Origin of the sequence: Mesorhizobium sp. M1A.F.Ca.IN.020.06.1.1 (assembly GCF_004023265.1) — a bacterium.
GTDB lineage: Bacteria > Pseudomonadota > Alphaproteobacteria > Rhizobiales > Rhizobiaceae > Mesorhizobium.
The window spans coordinates 1-595 of record NZ_RZSR01001675.1 but is presented as its reverse complement, the minus strand read 5'-3'; the positions used below and the strand labels follow the sequence as shown (position 1 = coordinate 595).

Below are 595 nucleotides of genomic sequence, written 5' to 3'. Positions count from 1 at the left end.
GGTATGGGCTGGTCCTTGTTGCGGCAAAACGCAATGCGAGGCCAGATCAGTGGCCGGCCAAAGCCCGCGTCAGGTGGCGGCAGTCAGCTCACCGCGTTGTTGACATGCGGCCAGATTTCCATCGTGCCCCTGTAGACCATGTCTAGCGCGACATAGAGGATGATCAGCAGGCCGATATAGGCAATCCAACGGTAACGGTGCAGCAGCCGCGCAATGAAGCTGGCGGCAAGGCCCATCAAGCCGATCGACAGCACGAGGCCGACGATCAGCACCCAGAAATGATCACGCGCGGCGCCGGCGACGGCCAGCACGTTGTCCAGCGACATCGACACGTCTGCGACGACGATCTGCAGCGCCGCCTGGCCAAGCGTCTTGCGCGGCGCCTTGCCGGCAACCGCCTTGTCGCTGTCGAGATCGGAATTGGCGAGCGCCTCCGTCGCCTCGTGCTCGTCGGCATGGGAGGTGCGCAGCTCGCGATACATCTTCCAGCATACCCATAACAGCAGGATGCCACCGGCGAGCAACAGTCCGACGATTGCAAGCAGCTTGACGGTAACCGCCGCGAACAGGATGCGCAGCACCGTCGCTGCCACCA

Annotated in this window: 1 protein-coding gene; it reads right to left on the bottom strand. The window is 63.2% G+C overall.

Annotation, left to right across the window (positions count from 1 at the left end):
- Positions 1 to 83: 83 nt before the first annotated feature.
- Positions 84 to 595: YjbE family putative metal transport protein (locus EOA60_RS36285; RefSeq protein WP_128312793.1), on the bottom strand; the 512-nt coding region annotated here is incomplete at its 5' end.